Genomic DNA, 14,426 nt, shown 5'->3' with positions numbered 1-14,426 from the left:
CGCGCCAGGCGCCCGTCACTCCGCCCAGTCCGCCAGGGCGTCGAAGTCGGCCCGGGTCAGCCCGACCTGCTCGTCGATGCGCAGCAGCAGCGTCCGGGCCGGGTGGTGCATGCCGATGTACTCGCGGTCCGCGGCCCTGATGTCGTCGTCGATCCAGGCGAAGGGGCGCGTCCCCGCGTACTCCAGGACGTACTGGGTCTTCCAGAAGGTCCCGCGCGGGGCGCGTCCGTGCATCACCGGCCAGTCGATGAACGGCAGCCGGGGCAGCCCCAGGTGCGGGCCTATCCAGTCGTTGGCCTCGTCCTTCCACGTCGTCGCCCACACGAGGTCGTACGTCCGCGCCAGGGCGAGCAGTTCCTCGCCGTGCCCGTGGTCCAGCCAGACCCGCAGCGGCTTCGCGCTCTCGGCCTCGCGCCAGCCCGTCGGGCGCATCCGGTGGGTGGTGTAGCCCTCGGGGCGGCGCCGGGCCTTCGCGGCGTACGGGTTCAGCGGCCCGTCCACGTCGATCAGCAGCAGCGGCCTGGGCGCGTTCGGCGGATTCATCTCGGCAGCATTCCTTCCGGGCGGCCCGGGGGGCAGCCCATTTTCCAGTGAATGAGACAGTGGTGTCTCATTCGGGTTATGGTTGTCTCATGGCCATGGATCGTGACCAGGTGCTCCGCGACGCGGCAGCCCTGCTCTCCCGCAAATCGACCGCGACGATGGACGAGGTCGCGCGCGCCGCCGGAATCGGGCGCGCCACCCTCCACCGGCACTTCGCCGGACGCGACGCCCTCGTACGCGCGCTCGAAGAGCTCGGCATCCGGGAGTTCGAGGTGGCGTTCGACAACGCCCGCCTCGACGAGGACACGGCGGTGGACGCCCTCAGGCGCCTCGTCGCCGAGGCGGAACCCAACGCGGAGCTGCTGGCCTTCCTCGTCACCGAGAACCAGCTGTTCGAGGGGGACGGGATCCACGAGGGATGGGCCCGCCTGGACGCCCGCGTCGGCGCGCTCTTCCGGCGCGGCCAGCAGGAGGGCGACATCCGGATCGACCTGAGCCCCGCCTGGCTCACCGAGGCCCTCTACGGGCTCATCGGCACCTGCGCCTGGGCCGTGATGGACGGCCGGGTGGCCGCCAAGGACTTTCAGTACATGATCATCGAGTTGCTGCTCGGTGGGGCACGACGGAGTGTGGAGCGATGAGCCGAACCGAAGAGCTGAGCAGGCACAAGGGGGCGGAGGGGAGGAGCCCCGGGCGCTGGCTTGCGCTCGGCGTGCTGGTCCTGGCCGTCCTGCTGGTCGCGGTGGACGCCACCGTGCTCGGGCTCGCGACCCCGGCCCTCAGCGAGGACCTCCAGCCGTCCGGCACCCAGCTGCTGTGGATCGGCGACATCTACTCCTTCGTCATCGCCGGCCTGCTCGTGTCCATGGGCTCCCTCGGCGACCGCATCGGCCGCAAGAAGCTGCTCCTCGTCGGCGCCACGGCCTTCGGCGCCGTCTCCGTCCTGAACGCGTACGCCACCAGCCCCGAGATGATGATCGTCGCCCGGGCCCTGCTCGGCGTCGCCGGCGCCACCCTGATGCCGTCCACCCTCGCGCTGATCCGCAACATCTTCCAGGACCCCCGGGAGCGCAGCCTCGCGATCGGCGTCTGGGGCGCCGCCGCCTCCGCGGGGGCGGCCGTCGGACCGGTCGTCGGCGGGGCACTGCTCCAGCACTACTGGTGGGGCTCGGTCTTCCTCATCAACCTGCCCGTGATGATCGTCCTGGTCGTCGTCGGCGTCAAGCTGCTGCCCGAGTCCAAGAACCCCGTCGCGGGCCCCTGGGACCTGGTCAGCGTCGCCCTCTCCCTCGTCGGCGTCATCGGCGTGGTCTACGCCGTCAAGGAAGTCGCCACCCACGGCCCGACCTGGGGCGTCTGGGCGGCCGCCGTCATCGGCGGCGCCTGCCTGTACGCGTTCGTCCGACGCCAGTTCAGCCTGCCGTCCCCGCTGCTCGACATGCGGCTCTTCAAGCACTGCGGCTTCTCCGGCGCCGTCCTCGCCGACCTGCTGACCGTTTTCGGCCTTTCCGGACTCGTCTTCTTCCTCTCCCAGTTCCTCCAGCTCGTCCAGGGACGCGACCCGCTGGAGGCGGGCCTGGCGGAGCTGCCCGCCGCCGTCGGCGCGGTGGTCACCGGCCTGCTCGCCGGCCGCTACGCCCGCAGGTACTCGGTGCGCTCGACAGTCGTCGGCGGCCTGGCCGCCATCGGTCTGGCCCTGGGCGTCCTCACCGTGATCCACAAGGACACCGGCTACCCGCTGCTCGGCGCGGCCCTGCTGGCCGTCGGCCTCGGCGCAGGCCTCTCGTTCACCGTCACCGCCGACGTCATCCTCTCCAGCGTCCCCAAGGAGCAGGCCGGCTCCGCCTCCGCCGTCTCCGAGACCGCGTACGAGCTCGGCGCCGCGCTCGGCATCGCCCTGCTCGGCTCCGTCGTCACCGGCGTCTACCAGAGCTTCACGGCCCCCGCCTCGGTCCCCGCACCCGTCGCGGACGCCGCCCACGAATCCCTCGGCGGAGCCGTCGAGGCCGCCAAGCAGCTGGACCCGCAGACCGCCGAGCAGATGGTGGGCGCGGCCCAGGAGGCCTTCGTGGACGGCCTGCGGCTCGCCTCGGGGGTCGGGGCGGCCGTCCTGCTGGCCACCGCCGCGGCCACCTGGTTCCTGCTCAAGGGCCAGAAGCTCCAGGACGGAATCGAGCACTGACCAGGTGTGATCCGGCCAAAAGGCTCCGCCCTGCACACAGTTGACAGTTCGTGGACCGCGGGACACCATCCCCAGCGATGGAGATCAACGATCTGACCCCGGCCGAACGCCGCCTGTGGGACGCCTTTCCGCGCGGCGAGCGCGTCGACTTCCGGGCCGGCCCGGACGAGGACGCCGCCGACGGCGACGGCTGGGGTCCGGAGCGCACCGTGCGCGCCGAGGTGATCACGGCCCTGCTGATCAACGGCCGCAGCACCCCCGGCCTGGTCGCCGGACTCAACGTCCGCGGCGCCCGGATCACGGGCAAGCTGGACCTGAAGTACGCCGTGGTGGAGCACGCGATCCGGCTGCGCGGCTGCTGGTTCGAGCGCAAACCCCTCGTGTACGGGGCCCAGCTGCGGGCCCTGGTGCTCAGCGACTCGGCGCTGCCCGGGCTGACCGCCACCTCCGTCAGCATCGACGTCGTCCTGCGGATGCCCTGCTGCACGATCACCGGGCCCGTCCGGCTGTCCGGCGCCCGGATAGCCGGCGGCCTCTTCCTCCAGCGCGCGGTCATCGGCCGCCCGGGCGTCGAGGAGGAGGGCGGCGAACCGATCCTCCAGTTCAACCACGCCGACATCGGCACCGACGTCATCGCGATGGACCTCACCGTCCACGGCCAGACCCGCATCAACGGCGCCACCGTCGGCGGCCAGATCAACCTCGACGGCGCCCGGCTGCTCGCCCCCGGCGGCACCGCCCTGCACGCCGAGACCCTGACCGTCGGCACGGACCTGCGCGCCATGCGGATGGAGGCCCGCGGCCGCGTCAACCTGACGGGCTCCCGCATACCGGGCCAGCTCAACTTCGCCTACGCCCGCTTCCTCAACCCCGGAGGCGTCGCCCTGCGCGCCTCCAGCTGCCTGGTCGGCGAGGTGTGGCTGCGTTCCTGCGAGACCATCCAGGGCAGCCTGAACCTGCGGCGCTCCCAGTTCGACCGGCTGCACATGCCCCCCGAGACCTGGCCGCAGGAGATCCGCATCGACGGACTCACCTACCGGACCCTGGCCCCGCACCTCCCCGCCGAGGAACGGCTCCCCGCGCTGGAACGCGAGGAGACGGGCTACCTGCCGTACGCCTACGAACAGCTCGCCGCGGCGTACCGCACGGCCGGCGACGAGGCCGCCGCCCGTACCGTCCAGCTCGCCAAGCTGCGCCGGCACCGCCGCACCCTGCCCCGGCACGCCCGCGCCTGGGGCCTGCTCCAGGACGTCACCGTGGGCTACGGGTTCCGGCCGATGCGCGCGGCGGGCTGGCTGCTGGCGCTGCTGGCCACCGGGGTCGTCGCCTACTGGACCGGTCCGCCGCGGCCCCTCAAGGCGGGGGAGGCGCCGGACTTCAACCCGGTGTTCTACACGCTCGACCTGATGCTGCCGATCGTCGGCTTCGGACAGGAGTCCGCGTACGCGCCGAGCGGCTGGCACCAGTGGCTGTCGTACCTGCTGATCGTGACCGGCTGGATCCTCGCCACCACGACGGCGGCGGGTGTCAGCCGGTCCCTCCAACGGCAGTAGCCGCGGCCCTACGCGGCCTTCGCCTTGGTGGCGTACATGTCCACGTACTCCTGGCCCGAGAGGCGCATGACCTGGGCCATCACCGAGTCGGTGACGGCGCGCAGCACGTAACGGTCGCGGTCCATGCCCTCGTGGCGGGAGAACTCCATCGGCTCGCCGAAGCGGACCGTGACCCGTCCCGGCCGCGGCATGCCGGCGCCGCCGGGCTGGAGCTTGTCGGTGCCGATCATGGCGAACGGGACCACGGGGGCGCCGGTCATCAGGGTCAGCCGGGCGATGCCGGTGCGGCCGCGGTAGAGGCGGCCGTCGGGGGAGCGGGTGCCCTCGGGGTAGATGCCGAAGACCTTGCCCTCTTCGAGGATCCGGCGGCCGGTCATCAGGGCCGCGACCCCGCCGTTGGCGCCGTCGCGGTCGACGGGGATCATCCCGGAGCCGGTGAAGAACCACGCCATGAGGCGGCCCTTGACCCCCTTGCCCGTCACGTACTCGTCCTTGCCGATGAAGTGGACCGTACGGTCGCACACCAGCGGCAGGATCATCGAGTCGATGAAGGTGAGGTGGTTGCCCGCCAGAATCACCGGCCCGGTCCCGGGAATGTTCTCGATGCCCTCCACACGGGTGCGGAACATCATGCGCATGACCGGTCCGACAGTGGCTTTGATGAGCGCGGTACGGAACAACGTGGGCCCTCCGGCATCGAAAAGCGGTTCGCACACGCCACCACACGGCGGTAGTGCAGGTGAGGACGATACTCGCGGGTCGGCTCTGATCGCACATCGGGTTCACGCGTCGGATACGCGGTGTTGACGCGCGTTTCCGCCATGTTCCCCCGGCACACGTCCGCCGGCCACCACCCCCTGCCTACCATCGGCACGCCGATCGGGGGCCGCGTGACACCAGAGATCCCGGGACCCGCGGCCCTTTTCTGACGGGGAGTGGCACGCATGACGCAGCGTGGGACAGCACGGCGCACGGTCCTGGGAGCGGCCGTCCTGGCGGCGGGCGGAGCAGTGGCGGGCATCCCGGCGGGAACCGCGTCGGCAGCGGAAGCGGACCGCGGCGACGGCGGTTTCCGGGACCTCCCCGTCCCGACGGTGATCGGCCACCGGGGCGCCAGCGGCTACCGCCCCGAGCACACCATCGGCTCCTACCAGCTCGCCCTCGACCTCGGCGCCGACGTCATCGAACAGGACCTCGTCCCGACCCGCGACGGCCACCTCGTGTGCCGCCACGAGAACGAGATCGGCGGCACCACCGACGTCGCCGACCACCCCGCGTTCGCCTCCCGGCGCACCACCAAGTCCGTCGACGGGGTCTCCGTCACCGGCTGGTTCACCGAGGACTTCACCCTCGCCGAGCTGAAGACGCTGCGGGCCAAGGAGCGCATCCCCGCCGTCCGCCAGCGCAACACCCTCTACGACGGCCGCTGGGCCGTGCCCACCTTCGACGAGGTGCTGCGCTGGGCCGACCGCGAGGGCAGGCGGCGCGGCAAGCGGGTCTGGCTGCACGCCGAGACCAAGCACCCCAGCTACTTCCGGAGCATCGGCCTCGGCCTGGAGGAGCCCCTCGCGAAACTGCTGCGCCGCCACGGACGCGACGGCCGCAACGCCGCGCTGTTCCTCCAGTCCTTCGAACCGTCCAGCATCCAGCGGCTCTCCCGGCTGGTCTCCGCCCCGCGCGTGGTGCTGCTCTCCGCCGCGAACACCCGCCCCTGGGACTTCGAGCTGGCGAAGGACCCCCGTACGGTCGCCGACCTGGTCACGCCCGCCGGGCTGAAGTGGATCGCCGGCTTCGCCCAGGGCATCGGCCCCACCATGGACCTGATCCTCCCGCGCGACGCGTCCGGACGGCTCGGCGCCCCCACCACCCTCGTCAGGGACGCCCACGCCCGCGGACTGCTCCTGCACCCCTACACCGCGCGCAACGAGAACAGCTTCCTGCCGGCCGAATACCGCAAGGGCACCGATCCGGCCGCCTACGGCGACGCCTTCGGCGCGTTCCGCACGTACTTCGAGCAGGGCATCGACGGCATCTTCACCGACAACCCGGACACCGGTCTGCTCGCCGCCGAGGACTTCCGCCCGGGCCGCCGGCCTGTCAACCGCTGACCGGGACTCCTCGAACGGATGGCCCGGGCCCGGCGCGGAAACCGCCGGGCCCGGCCCGCTCGTCCCGCCCGGCATGGACCTGCTGAAGAAGGCCGACCTCTTCGAGAACCTCGGACCACTGCTCTCCGCCGAAGCGGCCGCGGAGGCCCCGGGCACCGGAGTCGACGCGGCCGACCTGGAACAAGCCGTCTGGGTCAGGCTGTTGGAGAGCGGCCGCCGCGCCCCCGACCCCGCCGACCCGGCCGAGCCCGCGCGCTGGCTGCGCCGGGCGGTACGCGCCGAGGCCCGCCTGGCCCGCCGCCGCGTCCGCCGGGAGGTTCCGTACGACCCGAACGAGCGCCGCCGCCCCGTCGCCGAGGGCAGGCGCCGCCGCTCCGGCGACGGCGGCCCGCCTTCCGGGGCCGCGGCCGGAGCGGCCGCGGGCAGGGGAGCGGAGCCGGAGGACGCGCTCCTGCACGGCGAGACGAACCGGGCCCTGCGGTCGGCGGTGGCCCGGCTGCCCGGACGCTGTCCGGAACTCATGCAGGCACTTCTCTCGCCCCGAGACCTCACTTACCGTGAAATCGCAGGAGAGTTGGGTATCTCACAAGGAAGTTTGGGACCCGTCCGTTCCCGTTGCCTGGGATGTCTGCGCAGAATGCTGGCTGCAGAGGTTGCGGCTCCTGGCCTGCGGGGAAAGGAGCGGTAGACCGACGGGCTACCAGGTGAGCGGGAGGCATGCGCACATGGGCATGAGCGTGACCATTTCGGCGGCGGCCGCCGAGGACGCCGAGCAGATCTTCAAACTGCAGTACCTGGCCTTCCAGCGCGAGGCCGAGCTGTACGGCAACTACCTCATCCAGCCGCTCACCCAGTCCCTGGACTCCCTCAAGGGGGAGCTCGCCGCGGACACGGTCCTGGTGGCGCGGCTCGGCGGCGAGGTCGTCGGCTCCGTCCGCGGCAGCGTCGACGAGGACGGCACCGGCAAGATCACCAAGCTGTGCGTCCACCCGCGGCTCCAGGGCCACGGCCTCGGCGCCCGCCTGCTGCGCGCCGTCGAGGAGGCCCTCGCCGGCGACGGCGGCACCGTCCGCTTCCGCCTGCACACCGGGCACCGGAGCGAGTCCAACCTGCGGCTCTACCGCAAGGCGGGCTACACCCGGGTCGGCGGCCGCACGGCGTCCGACGGGGTCCAGCTGGTGATACTGGAGAAGGAAGCCAAGGACGCCACCGACTTCGCGGTCAGCGCCTAGCCCCGGCTCCCCGTCCCCGGACCCCGGCGTCAGCGCTTGCGCTTGCGCAACCAGAGCATCCCGGTGATCGGCAGGATCACCGGGATGAACAGGTAGCCCATCCCGAACTGCGACCACACCGTCGTGTCGGGGAAGGCCTCGGGCCGGATCAGGGTCCAGGTCCCCACGGCCAGTACGCCGGCCAGCTCGGCAGCGCAGCAGACCAGCGCGGCCCGGCGGGCCCGCTCCCCGCCGCGCACGAGGGAGTACGTGATGAACGCGTACGCCAGCGCGGCGACCGCGGACAGCGCGTACGCCAGCGGCGCCCGGTCGAACTCGGTGGAGATCTGGTAGGCGGACCGGGAGACGGCGCCGACCACCATGACCCCGTACAGCCAGACCAGCAGCAGCCCGGGCCCGGAGACGAGCCGCTTGCGGCCGGCCGGCGTGTCGGTCGTCGTGTCAGGCACCGGTGGTTCCCCAGATGTCGTAGAGCCGTACTTCGAGGACGGCGAGGACCAGCGCGCCCGCGGCCACCGTCACCGAGCCCCATTTCGTGCGCTCGGTCAGCGAGAGCATCCCGGCGGCGGGGACCGTCGCGAAGGCACCCAGCAGGTAGGCCACGAAGATCACCGTGCCCTCGTCGGGCTCGCCGCCGCCGGCCAGCTTCACCAGCCCGACCACCAGCTGGGCCAGGACCAGCGCGGTCACCACGGCCATGCCGATGAAGTGCCAGTCCTTGGTCGGCTGGTCCCGCCAGGCGGCGTGGCCGCACCAGGCGGCGAGGGCGAGTGCGGCCACGCCGATGGCGACCGTCAGGGCGTCGAGCATGCAGCGAGGGTATTACGGGCCGAAAGACCCGATGCGCGCACCCCTGGGCCCGCGCTTTGCTCTCCCCGGCACCGAGGACCTGCTGTCCGCGCTCCCCGCGGGCCGCTGGGCCGTGGTCACCTCCGCCACCCGCCCGCTCGCCGAGGCCCGGCTGCGCGAGGCGGGCATCGACTCCCCGGTGGTCGTGTCCGCAGGCGACGTCAGCCGCGGGAAACCCGACCCGGAACCCTTCCTGCCGGCGGCCGGGCGCCTGGGCGTGGGCCCGGCCCCGTGCGTGGTCTGCGAGGACGCTCCGGCGGGCCTCGCGGCCGGGAGGGCGGCCGGCATGCGGACCGTGGGCTTGACCACAACGCACCCCGCGGCGGAGCTGGACGCGGACGTGGTCGTGCGGGACTGTCGGCCGTGTCCGTGCAGGTCAGCGCCACCGGTCTGAGGGTCGGGACGAGCGGCTGAAGCTGCCCGCCGTTGTCCGGTATGTGGTCGAAAAACGTCCGGATACCGGACGGCGTTGATCGGTCACGGGAGAGTTCTGCTTTACTTGGGCCCATGACCACGACGAGCAGCCGCACCCTTGCGACCGAGGCGACGATGACGCCCGGTGCTCGTTGTATGTGTCGAATGTGCGCCTTCTGAGGGCCCCCCACCGAACCTCGCGCCCCGAAGTGAGACGGCGGAGCCGCTCCGCCACCGCTTCCCGCACCGCGGATCGTTCCTGCCCCACGCACGAGTCGACATGATCGTTTTCTGACGGTTCGACCCGTATCGCGTCCCCAGATGTTTGCCCCGTGCCCGGCACCCGCTGCGCCGTGCACTCGACAGCGACGGAAATCCTGTGATCACCACATCGGGCCTCACGAAGGTCTACCAGTCCCGTGGCCGCGAGGTCACCGCCCTGGACGGCGTCGACCTCCACGTCCGTGAGGGCGAGGTCTACGGAGTCATCGGCCAGAGCGGCGCCGGCAAGTCCTCCCTGATCCGCTGCGTGAACCTGCTGGAGCGCCCCACCACCGGCACCGTGAGCGTCGACGGGGTCGATCTGACCGCCCTCGCCGGCCGCGGCCGCCGCGCCTCGAAGGAGCTGCGCGAGGCCCGCAGCCGGATCGGCATGGTCTTCCAGCACTTCAACCTGCTGTCCTCGCGCACCGTCCAGGGCAACATCGAGCTGCCCCTGGAGATCCTCGGCGTCTCCGGCCGCGAACGCTCCCGCAAGGCCCTCGAACTCCTCGCCCTGGTCGGCCTCGCCGACAAGGCCAAGGCCTACCCCGGCCAGCTCTCCGGAGGCCAGAAGCAGCGCGTCGGCATCGCCCGCGCCCTGGCCGGCGACCCCAAGGTGCTGCTGTCGGACGAGGCCACCAGCGCCCTGGACCCCGAGACCACCCGCTCGATCCTCCGGCTGCTGCGCGACCTCAACCAGCAGCTCGGCCTCACCGTCCTGCTCATCACGCACGAGATGGACGTGGTCAAGTCCGTCTGCGACTCGGCCGCCCTCATGAAGAACGGCCGCGTCATCGAGTCCGGCACCGTCTCGGAACTGCTCGCCACCCCGGGCTCCGAGCTCGCGGGCGAACTCTTCCCGGTCACCGGCGCCGCGACCGGCCCCGACCGCACGGTCGTCGACGTCACCTTCCACGGCGAGGCCGCCGCGCAGCCGGTCATCTCCCAGCTGTCGCGGACGTACAACATCGACATCTCGATCCTCGGCGCCGCGATGGACACCGTCGCCGGCAGGCAGATCGGCCGCATGCGCATCGAGCTGCCCGGCCGCTACGAGGACAACGTCGTGCCGGTGGGCTTCCTGCGCGAGCAGGGCCTCCAGGTCGACGTCGTCGACGCCGAAGCAGACGCCGAAGACGCCGACATCGACGCGGGGCTCGACTCCGAGATCGCCGCACTGGTCAAGGATGGTGCCAAGTGACCTGGTCCGAGATGCAGCCCCTGCTCACCCAGGGCACGTACGACACCCTCTACATGGTGCTGTGGTCCACCTTGGTGACCGTCCTCGGCGGACTGCCCGTCGGCATCCTCCTGGTCCTCACCGACAAGGGCGGACTGCTGCAGAACCAGCCGCTCAACAAGGTCCTCGGCGTCATAGTGAACATCGGCCGCTCACTGCCGTTCATCATCCTGCTGATCTTCCTCATCCCGGTCACCACGGCCGTCGTCGGCACCTTCATCGGCCCCACCGCCATGATCGTCCCGCTCGCCATCGGCGCCATCCCCTTCTTCGCCCGGCTCGTCGAGACGTCCGTCCGCGAGGTGGACCACGGCCTGATCGAGGCCGTCGAGTCCATGGGCGGCTCCGTCCCCACCCTGGTCGGCAAGGTCCTGCTCCCGCAGGCCCTGCCCTCCCTGGTCGCCGGCGTCACCACCACCGTCATCACGCTGGTCGGCTACTCCGCCATGGCGGGCGCGGTCGGCGGCGAAGGACTGGGCTCCAAGGCCATCACGTACGGCTTCCAGCGCTTCGAGACCGGCTTCATGGTCGCCACCGTCGTCGTCCTGATCGCCCTCGTCACCGTGATCCAGCTGATCGGCGACGGCGTGGTCCGCCTCCTGGCCCGCCGCGGCCGGACCGCCTGAGACCGCCGCCTCCACCGGCCGGCCCACAGACTTTCCCACCCAGAAAGCCCGCACTTGTCGTGCTTGGGCCACCACCAGCAAGTCTTCGGAACTTGTTCAGCAAGAAAGGCACTCTTCGTGCGTAAGAACGTCAAGCTCACCGCCCTCGCCGCCGCCGCCGCCTCCGCGCTCGCCCTCGGCCTCACCGCCTGCGGCAGCTCCTCGGACCCGTCCTCCACCAAGGCCGAGGGCGGCAAGACCGACGAGAGCAAGCCGCTCGTCATCGCGGCCTCCCCGAGCCCGCACGCCGACATCCTGAACTTCGTGAAGGACAAGCTCGCGGCGAAGGAGGGCCTGAAGCTCGAGGTCAAGGAGTTCACGGACTACGTCCTGCCGAACACCGCCACCGAGCAGGGCCAGGTCGACGGCAACTACTTCCAGCACAAGCCGTACCTCGACGACTTCAACAAGAAGAACGGCACGCACATCGTGCCCGTCGTGAACGTGCACCTGGAGCCCCTCGGCCTGTACTCCAAGAAGGCCAAGGCCGTCACGGACATCAAGCCCGGCCAGACCATCGCGGTCCCCAACGACACCACCAACGAGGGCCGCGCGCTCCAGCTCCTCGCGGCCAACAACCTGATCACCCTCAAGGAGGGCGTCGGCACCAGCGCCAAGCTGTCCGACATCACCGACAAGAAGGGCCTGGAGTTCAAGGAGCTGGAGGCCGCCACGGTCCCGCGCGCCCTGAACGACGTGGACGCCGCCGTCATCAACGGCAACTACGCCCTCGAGGCCAACCTGTCGCCCGCCAAGGACGCGCTGATCCTGGAGAAGGCCGAGGGCAACCCCTACGCCAACTTCCTCGCGGTCAAGGAGGGCAACCAGGACGACCCCCGGATCCAGAAGCTCGCCAAGCTCCTGAACTCCGACGAGGTCAAGAAGTTCATCGAGGAGAAGTACCAGGGCTCGGTCACCCCGGCCTTCGGCACTCCGCAGGCCTGACCGTCGCGGCCCCGCGCGCCCGGCGGCGCGCGGGGCCGAGCCGTGCCCGCTTCCGGGCAACCCCGGCCCTGCACTTCCCCCGGGCGATGCTGCATGCTGTGGCCTACGACCCGTACGACGGTCCGTCACCAACGGGCCCGCACGGGGTCGTACCGCACCACGGTCGCACCACGGTCCCAGGCTTGGAGCTGCGCATGACTACCACCTTCCCGGACGTCACCATCAGCACGGACCGGCTGGTGCTGCGCTCCTTCGAGGAAGAGGACGTCACCGCGCTCGCCGAGATGATGAACGACGAGCAGATCACCGCCTGGACCTCCGCACCGCACCCCTACACCCTCGCCGACGCACACGCCTGGGCCACCCGCCAGGCCCACGCCGAACGCACCGAGGGCCGCGGCATCGTCCTCGCCGTCACCGAGTTCCTCACCCAGCGCCTCGTCGGCATCGTCCACCTCCAGAACACCAACTGGCGCACCCGCGCCACCGAGGTCGGCTACCTCACCGCACCCTGGGCCCGCGGCGAGGGCTACGCCAGCGAGTCCGTGCTCGCCGTCGCCCAGTGGCTGTTCCGCGACCAGGGCTTCGAACGCCTCGAACTGCGCACCGCCGCCGACAACACCGCCTCCCAGCAGGTCGCCCAGAAGATCGGCTGCATCAGCGAGGGCGTCCTGCGCAACGCGTGGATAGTGCGCACCCAGACCGCCGAGGGCACCTGGACCGACACCCGCACCGACCTCATCGTGTGGAGCCTCGTCCCCGAGGACCTCGACGAAACGGACGGGTACGAGGGCTACGACGGGTACGACGCCTACGCCGGCAGCGCCGCCCCCGGGCGGCGGGCCGACGCGAACGGCTACGCCGTCGGCGCCGACTGGCACTGACCCGACCGGCGCCCACCCGATGACCGGGTAGTCTCACCGTGCCCGCCCCCTGACGAAGCTTCCCCTGCCCCCACACCAGGAGACTGACGACGATGGCCGACCGGGTCACGGTGATCGGCTGGGACGGCTCGCCCCTGACCGCGGCCGCCCGGTCCGCGCTCTCCGCCGCCACCCTCGTGGCCGGCGCCCCCCACCACCTCGCGCTCTCCGAGGTCCCGCCCACCGCCGAGCGCGTCCGCCTCGGCAGCCTCGGCCTCGCCGCCGGCCGCATCGCCGGCCACCGCGGCACCGCCGTCGTGTTCGCCGACGGTGACCCCGGCTTCTTCGGCGTCGTACGCACCCTGCGCGCCCCGGAGCACGGCCTGGAGGTCGAGGTGGTCCCGGCGGTCTCCGCCGTCGCCGCCGCCTTCGCCCGCGCCGGCATGCCCTGGGACGACGCCCAGGTCGTCGTCGCCCACCCCCGCACCCTGCGCCGCGCCGTCAACGTCTGCCGCGCGCACGGCAAGGTCGCCGTCCTGACCTCGCCCGGTGCCGGACCCGCCGAACTCGCCCTGCTCCTCGGCGGGATCCACCGCACCTTCGTCGTCTGCGAGGAACTGGGCACCGACCGGGAACAGGTCAGCGTCCTGACCTCCGACAAGGCCGCCGACCACACCTGGCACGACCCCAACGTCGTCATCGTCATCGGCGGCGCCGGACAGGCCGCGGCCGCCGACTCCGGCTGGCTGTTCGGCCAGAGCGCCGCCCAGGCCGCCGCCCAGAGCGCCGACCGCGGCTGGGCCCGCCCCCGCGCCGACAGCCGCGAGGGCGAGACCGCGCAGCTGCGCGCGGCCCAGCTCGCCCGGCTCGGCCCGCGCCCCGGCGACCTCGTCTGGGACATCGGCACGGGCTCCGGCGCGGTCGCCCTGGACGCCGCCGCCCTCGGCGCCGCCGTCATCGCGGTGGACGCCGACCCCGAGGCCTGCGCCCGGGTGGCCGCGGCCGCGCGCGAGCGGGGCGTACAGCTCCAGGTCGTGACCGGACGCGCGCCGTACGCACTGGAGGACCTGCCCGAGCCCGACGTCGTCCGCGTCGGCGGCGGCGGCGCCGAAGTCGTCCGCGCGGTCGCCGACCGCCGCCCCGAACGGATCGTCGGCCACGCCTCCACCCGCGACGAGGCGGAGGCCATCGGCCGGGCGTTCACCGAACACGGGTACGCCGTCGAGTGCGCCCTGCTCCAGTCGGTGGGCCTGGACCCCCAGACCTGGGCCGAACAGGAGCGTTCCGTGGTCTTCCTGCTGTCTGCGGAACGCCCTGTGACCCGCTGAGACGGGGCCCGGGGTAGGCTGGCCGATCGTCGTACCGCCCAGGACGATTCGGGCACCGCGACACCGCCGGAACGCGCGACGTGGCGCAGTCCACAACGGACCGCGGCGGTAATGGCCGCCACGGTGGCGAACGGGCGCGACAATGCTTAGTGGTTGTCGCCGGGGCGTGCGCGAGGCGGACGCGCCGGACGGCGAACCCGCACGGCAACTCCGCCCGTCGGCCTCGTGGGCGACCGGGCGATC

Annotated in this window: 15 protein-coding genes and 1 pseudogene; 12 read left to right on the top strand and 4 right to left on the bottom strand. The window is 72.0% G+C overall.

Going from position 1 to position 14,426, the window contains the following annotated elements:
• Positions 1 to 15: 15 nt before the first annotated feature.
• Positions 16 to 543, bottom strand: a complete 528-nt coding sequence (locus ACFWTC_RS11190; protein WP_384029002.1) for an HAD domain-containing protein — start codon at positions 541 to 543, stop codon at positions 16 to 18.
• 89 nt (positions 544 to 632) lie between these two features.
• On the opposite strand from ACFWTC_RS11190, the gene ACFWTC_RS11185 reads away from it, so the two are divergent.
• From ACFWTC_RS11185 to ACFWTC_RS11175, 3 genes are all read left to right on the top strand, one after another.
• Positions 633 to 1,184, top strand: coding sequence for a TetR/AcrR family transcriptional regulator (locus ACFWTC_RS11185; protein WP_383925896.1), 552 nt, complete (start codon positions 633 to 635; stop codon positions 1,182 to 1,184).
• The gene (locus ACFWTC_RS11180; RefSeq protein ID WP_384029000.1) at positions 1,181 to 2,725 is read left to right on the top strand and encodes an MFS transporter; all 1,545 of its coding nucleotides are present in this window, start codon (positions 1,181 to 1,183) and stop codon (positions 2,723 to 2,725) included. Before ACFWTC_RS11185 ends, ACFWTC_RS11180 begins: the two co-directional genes overlap by 4 nt.
• 77 nt (positions 2,726 to 2,802) lie before the next feature.
• Entirely contained in the window at positions 2,803 to 4,278 is a 1,476-nt protein-coding gene (locus ACFWTC_RS11175) for a membrane-associated oxidoreductase (RefSeq protein WP_384028998.1), read from the top strand.
• A gap of 8 nt (positions 4,279 to 4,286) precedes the next feature.
• Here ACFWTC_RS11175 and ACFWTC_RS11170 read toward each other — a convergent pair whose 3' ends face one another.
• Positions 4,287 to 4,916 carry a lysophospholipid acyltransferase family protein gene (locus ACFWTC_RS11170; RefSeq protein WP_384028996.1) on the bottom strand — a complete coding sequence of 210 codons (630 nt, stop codon included), beginning with the start codon at positions 4,914 to 4,916 and terminating at the stop codon, positions 4,287 to 4,289.
• 306 nt (positions 4,917 to 5,222) lie between these two features.
• Here ACFWTC_RS11170 and ACFWTC_RS11165 point away from each other — a divergent pair, with 306 nt between their 5' ends.
• From ACFWTC_RS11165 to ACFWTC_RS11155, 3 genes are all read left to right on the top strand, one after another.
• On the top strand, positions 5,223 to 6,386 hold the full coding sequence (locus ACFWTC_RS11165) for a glycerophosphodiester phosphodiesterase (RefSeq protein ID WP_383925904.1): 1,164 nt from the start codon (positions 5,223 to 5,225) through the stop codon (positions 6,384 to 6,386).
• Positions 6,387 to 6,459: 73 nt separating this feature from the next.
• Positions 6,460 to 7,074 carry a sigma-70 family RNA polymerase sigma factor gene (locus tag ACFWTC_RS11160; RefSeq protein ID WP_383925907.1) on the top strand — a complete coding sequence of 205 codons (615 nt, stop codon included), beginning with the start codon at positions 6,460 to 6,462 and terminating at the stop codon, positions 7,072 to 7,074.
• Positions 7,075 to 7,111: 37 nt separating this feature from the next.
• Complete coding sequence (locus ACFWTC_RS11155) at positions 7,112 to 7,618, top strand: GNAT family N-acetyltransferase (RefSeq protein ID WP_383925910.1); 507 nt, start codon at positions 7,112 to 7,114, stop codon at positions 7,616 to 7,618.
• 29 nt (positions 7,619 to 7,647) lie between these two features.
• On the opposite strand, the gene ACFWTC_RS11150 is transcribed toward ACFWTC_RS11155, so the two are convergent.
• Complete coding sequence (locus tag ACFWTC_RS11150) at positions 7,648 to 8,067, bottom strand: hypothetical protein (RefSeq protein WP_383925913.1); 420 nt, start codon at positions 8,065 to 8,067, stop codon at positions 7,648 to 7,650.
• On the bottom strand, positions 8,060 to 8,428 hold the full coding sequence (locus tag ACFWTC_RS11145) for a hypothetical protein (RefSeq protein WP_267722743.1): 369 nt from the start codon (positions 8,426 to 8,428) through the stop codon (positions 8,060 to 8,062). Before ACFWTC_RS11145 ends, ACFWTC_RS11150 begins: the two co-directional genes overlap by 8 nt.
• Before the next feature lie 55 nt (positions 8,429 to 8,483).
• On the opposite strand from ACFWTC_RS11145, the pseudogene ACFWTC_RS11140 reads away from it, so the two are divergent.
• The 6 genes and pseudogenes from ACFWTC_RS11140 to cbiE all read left to right on the top strand — a co-directional run.
• Positions 8,484 to 8,881: pseudogene (locus ACFWTC_RS11140) on the top strand (HAD-IA family hydrolase); the annotation flags it as partial.
• Between the two features lie 379 nt (positions 8,882 to 9,260).
• Positions 9,261 to 10,343, top strand: a complete 1,083-nt coding sequence (locus ACFWTC_RS11135) for a methionine ABC transporter ATP-binding protein (protein ID WP_383925916.1) — start codon at positions 9,261 to 9,263, stop codon at positions 10,341 to 10,343.
• Positions 10,340 to 11,008, top strand: a complete 669-nt coding sequence (locus ACFWTC_RS11130; RefSeq protein WP_383925917.1) for a methionine ABC transporter permease — start codon at positions 10,340 to 10,342, stop codon at positions 11,006 to 11,008. Before ACFWTC_RS11135 ends, ACFWTC_RS11130 begins: the two co-directional genes overlap by 4 nt.
• A gap of 117 nt (positions 11,009 to 11,125) precedes the next feature.
• A complete protein-coding gene (locus ACFWTC_RS11125) occupies positions 11,126 to 11,992 on the top strand; it encodes a MetQ/NlpA family ABC transporter substrate-binding protein (protein ID WP_384028994.1) in 867 nt (288 codons plus the stop codon).
• A gap of 194 nt (positions 11,993 to 12,186) precedes the next feature.
• The gene (locus ACFWTC_RS11120; protein ID WP_383925923.1) at positions 12,187 to 12,876 is read left to right on the top strand and encodes a GNAT family N-acetyltransferase; all 690 of its coding nucleotides are present in this window, start codon (positions 12,187 to 12,189) and stop codon (positions 12,874 to 12,876) included.
• Between the two features lie 92 nt (positions 12,877 to 12,968).
• Positions 12,969 to 14,183: a precorrin-6y C5,15-methyltransferase (decarboxylating) subunit CbiE gene (cbiE, locus tag ACFWTC_RS11115; protein WP_383925926.1), complete on the top strand. Its 1,215-nt coding sequence runs from the start codon at positions 12,969 to 12,971 to the stop codon at positions 14,181 to 14,183.
• The last annotated feature ends 243 nt before the right edge of the window (positions 14,184 to 14,426 follow it).

Origin of the sequence: Streptomyces sp. NPDC058619, assembly GCF_042717785.1 — a bacterium.
Taxonomy (GTDB): Bacteria; Actinomycetota; Actinomycetes; order Streptomycetales; family Streptomycetaceae; genus Streptomyces.
Note: the sequence above shows the minus strand (reverse complement) of the source record. Positions and strands in the feature narration are given on the sequence as shown.

Excerpts from the sequence above, each read along its gene's own strand:
- ACFWTC_RS11190 (WP_384029002.1), bottom strand. The coding sequence starts at position 543 with ATGAATCCGCCGAACGCGCCCAGGCCGCTGCTGCTGATCGACGTGGAC.
- ACFWTC_RS11185 (WP_383925896.1), top strand. The coding sequence starts at position 633 with ATGGCCATGGATCGTGACCAGGTGCTCCGCGACGCGGCAGCCCTGCTC.
- ACFWTC_RS11180 (WP_384029000.1), top strand. The coding sequence starts at position 1,181 with ATGAGCCGAACCGAAGAGCTGAGCAGGCACAAGGGGGCGGAGGGGAGG.
- ACFWTC_RS11175 (WP_384028998.1), top strand. The coding sequence starts at position 2,803 with ATGGAGATCAACGATCTGACCCCGGCCGAACGCCGCCTGTGGGACGCC.
- ACFWTC_RS11170 (WP_384028996.1), bottom strand. The coding sequence starts at position 4,916 with ATGCGCATGATGTTCCGCACCCGTGTGGAGGGCATCGAGAACATTCCC.
- ACFWTC_RS11165 (WP_383925904.1), top strand. The coding sequence starts at position 5,223 with ATGACGCAGCGTGGGACAGCACGGCGCACGGTCCTGGGAGCGGCCGTC.
- ACFWTC_RS11160 (WP_383925907.1), top strand. The coding sequence starts at position 6,460 with ATGGACCTGCTGAAGAAGGCCGACCTCTTCGAGAACCTCGGACCACTG.
- ACFWTC_RS11155 (WP_383925910.1), top strand. The coding sequence starts at position 7,112 with ATGGGCATGAGCGTGACCATTTCGGCGGCGGCCGCCGAGGACGCCGAG.
- ACFWTC_RS11145 (WP_267722743.1), bottom strand. The coding sequence starts at position 8,428 with ATGCTCGACGCCCTGACGGTCGCCATCGGCGTGGCCGCACTCGCCCTC.
- ACFWTC_RS11120 (WP_383925923.1), top strand. The coding sequence starts at position 12,187 with ATGACTACCACCTTCCCGGACGTCACCATCAGCACGGACCGGCTGGTG.
- cbiE (WP_383925926.1), top strand. The coding sequence starts at position 12,969 with ATGGCCGACCGGGTCACGGTGATCGGCTGGGACGGCTCGCCCCTGACC.